Origin of the sequence: Sphingopyxis sp., assembly GCF_016463645.1 — a bacterium.
GTDB lineage: Bacteria > Pseudomonadota > Alphaproteobacteria > Sphingomonadales > Sphingomonadaceae > Sphingopyxis.
The window spans coordinates 1-4795 of sequence record NZ_JAEMQX010000194.1 but is presented as its reverse complement, the minus strand read 5'-3'; the positions used below and the strand labels follow the sequence as shown (position 1 = coordinate 4795).

7 protein-coding genes and 1 pseudogene are annotated in these 4795 nt (G+C 65.1%); all 8 read right to left on the bottom strand.

Annotated features, from left to right (window positions below):
• A pseudogene (locus JHC57_RS21155) lies at positions 1–613 on the bottom strand (threonine synthase); the annotation flags it as partial.
• Between the two features lie 84 nt (positions 614–697).
• Positions 698–1366, bottom strand: coding sequence for an SURF1 family protein (locus JHC57_RS21150; protein WP_294032556.1), 669 nt, complete (start codon positions 1364–1366; stop codon positions 698–700).
• Positions 1359–1754, bottom strand: coding sequence for a DUF983 domain-containing protein (locus JHC57_RS21145; protein ID WP_294032555.1), 396 nt, complete (start codon positions 1752–1754; stop codon positions 1359–1361). Before JHC57_RS21145 ends, JHC57_RS21150 begins: the two co-directional genes overlap by 8 nt.
• A 1-nt stretch (position 1755) precedes the next feature.
• On the bottom strand, positions 1756–2631 hold the full coding sequence (locus JHC57_RS21140; RefSeq protein WP_294032554.1) for a cytochrome c oxidase subunit 3: 876 nt from the start codon (positions 2629–2631) through the stop codon (positions 1756–1758).
• Positions 2632–2711: 80 nt separating this feature from the next.
• On the bottom strand, positions 2712–3260 hold the full coding sequence (locus JHC57_RS21135) for a cytochrome c oxidase assembly protein (RefSeq protein WP_294032553.1): 549 nt from the start codon (positions 3258–3260) through the stop codon (positions 2712–2714).
• An 8-nt stretch (positions 3261–3268) separates the two neighbouring features.
• On the bottom strand, positions 3269–3433 hold the full coding sequence (locus JHC57_RS21130; protein WP_294032552.1) for a hypothetical protein: 165 nt from the start codon (positions 3431–3433) through the stop codon (positions 3269–3271).
• Positions 3430–4341 carry a heme o synthase gene (locus JHC57_RS21125; RefSeq protein ID WP_294032551.1) on the bottom strand — a complete coding sequence of 304 codons (912 nt, stop codon included), beginning with the start codon at positions 4339–4341 and terminating at the stop codon, positions 3430–3432. Before JHC57_RS21125 ends, JHC57_RS21130 begins: the two co-directional genes overlap by 4 nt.
• 59 nt (positions 4342–4400) lie before the next feature.
• The coding region (locus tag JHC57_RS21120; RefSeq protein ID WP_294032550.1) for a cbb3-type cytochrome c oxidase subunit I at positions 4401–4795 on the bottom strand (395 nt) is incomplete at its 5' end.

The following is a 4795-nucleotide window of genomic DNA, read 5'->3' as shown; positions in this document are numbered from 1 at the left end:
ACAGCCGCTTCACCATCGCCTGCGCATCGTCGAAGCTGCCGTCGATCGCGATATTATGGACATTGGGTGCGAGCACCGTCGTCATCTGGCGGCGCTGGACGTCGCTGACGCGGCCTTCGGGATGCAGCATGAAGATGCTGATATGTTCGCGCCCCGCGACCGCCTCGATCGCCGCCGAACCGGTATCGCCCGACGTCGCGCCGACGATCGTGATGTCGGTGTCGCCGCCGGCGAGGAATTTCTCGAAAAGCTGCCCGAGCAGTTGCAGCGCGACGTCCTTGAACGCCAGCGTCGGCCCATGGAACAGTTCGAGCAGCCAGTGGCGATGATCGAGCTGGACCAGCGGCGTCACCGCATCGTGGCTGAAGCGGCCATAGGCGGCCTTGCACAGTTCGCGAAGCTCGTCCTCGCTCAGCGCGCCCGCGACGAACGGCGCCATCACCCGCACCGCGGTCTCGACATAGTCGAGTCCGGCGAGGCCGCGAATTTCGTCGCGGCTCAGCTGCGGCCATTTCGCCGGCACATAAAGCCCGCCGTCGCTGGCAAGGCCGGCAAGCGTCGCGGCACGAAAGTCGAGGGTCGGCGCGGAGCCGCGGGTGCTGATATAGTCCATGACGGCCCAGCGCCTAGAGCGATTTCAAGCGAAATGGAACATTTCGCGGCTCGGAAATCGCGGAAAAATATCTCCGGGCCGGGGTCAAGGCCGCAAGCGGCGACGGACCGCCAATATATAGATGACGAGCGCGGCGGCGGCGAACAGGAACCATTGGACGGCATAGGCCAGATGATTGTTCGGCGTGTCGTTCGCCGACGGCACCGCGCTCGCGCGCAATCCGGCGACCGGCGCATCGGCGACGAGCATCGCCCGCGCAGGCATCGCCTTGCCCGTCGCGCGTTCCATCACCGTCGGCTGCTCGGGGCCCGGAACGATCGTCCCCTGCACGGTGCCGCCCTTCCATTCGGGCGGCTTGAAATCGTCGCCGATCCCGACGTCGACGAGCACGCCGGGCCCTTCGGCGCCGGTGCGGCATTCGGCGATCATCCGGATGCCCGACCGGCCCTTGCGGTCGGTGCCGCTGCGCTGGTCCCAGCGCCCGGGTTCGAGGCAGACGATGCTGCTCTTGCGATAGAGCATCGCATCGGGAACCGGCGGCAATTCGGGATAGGCGACCAGCGACGACATCGCCATGTTGCGCTGATAGAGCGCGATCAGCGCCTCCTTTTCGGCTTTGCGCTGGAGCTGCCAGACGCCGAGGCCGATCATCACCGCGACCGCCGCCGCGACGATCAGCGTCGGGATCAGCGGCCAGCGCCGCGCGGGCGCGGAAGCTTCTGCGGGTCCGGGGGCGGCGGCGGGATCAGTCATCTTTTTCCTCCACCTTGCGCCCCTCGGCGGCCTGCCGCTGATGCTCGCTCGCGAGCAGGGCCGCCTTGCCGACGCGCAGGCCGTAAACGACCGCGACGGCCGTCAGCGGCACCCACAGCAGGACATGCACCCAGAGCGGCGGCCGCACCAGCGCATCGAGCGTCAGCGCGATCGCGATCAGCAGCGCGCCGATGATCAGCGTCAGGAACGCCGCCGGCCCGTCGCCGACGTTATAGCTGCCGAAATCGAGCGCGCAGACGCGGCAGTGCGGCGCGAATTTCACCGGCCCCTCGAACAGCGTCTGCGCGCCGCATTGCGGGCACAGACCAAAAAGGGCAGCGCGCGCGATCGGCGGCTGCCCCCTTTGCGATTGATTGCCGTCGGGCAATTTAGTGCGCGGCGACCGGTGCGCCCCAGCCACCCCAGACATAGACGATGATGAAGAGGAACAGCCACACGACGTCGACGAAGTGCCAGTACCAGGCCGCGGCTTCGAAACCGAAGTGCTGCTGCGGGGTGAAGTGGCCCTTGTAGGTGCGTACCAGGCAGACGATCAGGAAGATCGTGCCGACGAGCACGTGGAAACCGTGGAAGCCGGTCGCCATGTAGAAGGCCGAGCTATAGTTGCTCTGGCCGAAGCCGAACGGCGCATGGGCATATTCATAGGCCTGGATCGACGAGAAGACGACGCCGAGGATGATCGTCAGCCACAAGCCCTTCTTGAGGCCTTCGCGGTCGCCGTGGATCAGCGCGTGGTGCGCCCAGGTGATCGTGGTGCCCGAGCAGAGCAGGATCAGCGTGTTGAGCAGGGGCAGCGAGAAGGCGTCGATGACTTCGATGCCCTTCGGCGGCCACATGGTGATCGCGTCGGCGCCGTCCTGGCCGAAGAGCGAGGTCACTGCGCCTTCGGCATATTCGATCGGCACCGGAAAGAGCGAGAAATCGAACCAGGCCCAGAACCAGCCGACGAAGAACATCACTTCGGACGCGATGAACAGGATCATGCCGTAACGCAGATGAAGCTGGACGACCGGGGTATGATCGCCGGCATGCGCTTCGTTGATGACGTCCGACCACCAGCTGAAGAAGGTGGCGATCACGCCCATGAAGCCGAGGCCGAGGACCCATTTGCCGATACCGCCGAAATGGTCGGCGTGCATCGACATGACGAGCCCGAAGAACATCACGAGCGCAGCGAACGAACCGATCAGCGGCCAGACGCTGGGATTTACGAGGTGATAGTCATGATGTTTGGCACCGGACATGGCGTGTTTCCCGTTTTTGCAGCCCCGGCATGACGATTCCCCATCATCTGCCGGCCCTTGTTAGACTCTTGTTCGCGGCCTTAGCTCGCCTTTTTACCCTCGTCTACAGGGTGGAAGGTGTAGCTCAGGGTGATTTCCTGCACGTCGCGCGCGTCGGGGTCGTCCATGATCTTCGGATCGACGAAGAACAGCACCGGCATGCGCATCTGCTGCCCCGGCTCCAGCCGTTGCTGGGTGAAGCAGAAACACTGGATCTTGGTGAAATATTTGCCCGCCTGGTCGGGGGTGACGTTGAAGCTCGCGGTCCCGACGACCGGCTGCGCCGAATTATTCTCGGCGATGAAGATCGCCATGTCGCGCGCGCCGATGCTGACCGTGTCGGTCGGATGCTCGGGGTAGAATTTCCACGGCAGATCCGGCGAGACATTGGCGTCGAAGCGTACCGAGATCGTGTTCGAAAGGATCTCGGGCTCGGCCGCCGCGGCGACCGGGTCATAGCGCTGCGTCGTGCCGCCGAAGCCGGTCACACGGCAGAAGAGATCGTAAAGCGGCACCGCCGCGAAACCGAGCCCGGTCATCGCGAGCGCCATCAGGGCGGCCAGGCTTGCGGTCTTCGCGTTCGGGGACATCCGCCCGATCATGCGAAAATCTGCATCTTCGCGATGGTGATGAAGAAGAAGAGGATCGCGAGCGCGCCGAGCATCCACGCCATCAGATTGGCACGGCTGCGCTGGCGGCGGCGATATTCGGCCTCGTCAAAGGGTTCTTGCCCCGAAGTTTCCCGGGAGTTCTCGTCGGTCATAGCGGCCACCAATGGTCGGCGACGACTGCGCCGAACAGGATGAAAAGATAGGCGATCGAATAGGCGAACAGGCGCTTCTCGGGTTGCATCCGGTCGCCGTCGCCCGTGGTACGCGTACCGACCCGGATCGACAACAGGACGAAGACCGCCGAGAGCAGGACCGCGGTCCAGCCGTAGAGCGCGCCGGTGTAGCCGAGCGGCCAGGGCGCGATCGCGCCGATCGCCATGATGACGGCGTAAAACAATATCTGGCGCCGCGTCGATTTCTCTCCGGCGACGACGGGCATCATCGGGATGCCAGCGGCGGCATAGTCCGACCGCACGAACAGCGCGAGCGCCCAGAAATGCGGCGGGGTCCAGAGGAAGATGAGCAGGAAGAGCAGCACCGGCAGCGGCGCGACCGAGCCCGTCGCCGCGACCCAGCCGATCAGCGGCGGAAAGGCACCCGCCGCGCCGCCGATCACGATATTCTGCGGCGTCCGCGGCTTCAGCCACATCGTATAGACGAAGACGTAGAAGAGGATCGAGACGAGCAGCAGCAGCGTCGCCTGCCAGTTCGACGCGAACAGCATCAGGAACAGCGAGAATGCCGCAAGCCCCACGCCGAACTGCAAGGCGGTCTGGCGATCGAGGCGTCCCGCGGGAAGCGGCCGCCCGGCGGTGCGCTTCATCTTGGCGTCGAGCCCCGCCTCATACCATTGGTTGAGCGCGCCCGACGCCCCCGCCCCCAGCGCGATCGCGAGGATCGACGAGAAGGCGAGTACGGGATGCACCGCGCCCGGCGCCGCCAGCAGGCCGCACAGCGCCGTGAACACCACCAGCGACATGACGCGCGGCTTGGTCAGCGCGAACAGGTCGCGCCAGTCGGCGGGGAGTGCCGTTTCGCCATGGGTCAGGCTCTGCGCCATGCTAACTCCGGCCATCGGGGAAACACCCCCTGCCGGAAATCAGCAGGGGGCGAACCTTGTCAGGCGATACGCGGCAGTTCGTTGAACTGGTGGAACGGCGGCGGGCTCGACAGCGTCCATTCGAGCGTCGTCGCGCCTTCGCCCCACGGATTGTCGGCGGCGCGCTTGCCCGCGAACAGCGAGTAGAGGATGTTCGCGAAGAAGATCAGCACGCCCACGCCCATGATCACATAACCGTAGGACGAGATCAGGTGCCAATAGGCATAGGCTTCCGCATAGTCGGGATAGCGGCGCGGCATGCCCTGCTGGCCCAGGAAGTGCTGGGGGAAGAACAGGACGTTCACGCCGATGAAGAAGATCCAGAAGTGCAGCTGGCCGAGGAACTCGCTGTACATCCGCCCCGACATCTTCGGGAACCAGTAATAGAAGCCGGCGAAGAGCGAGAAGACCGCGC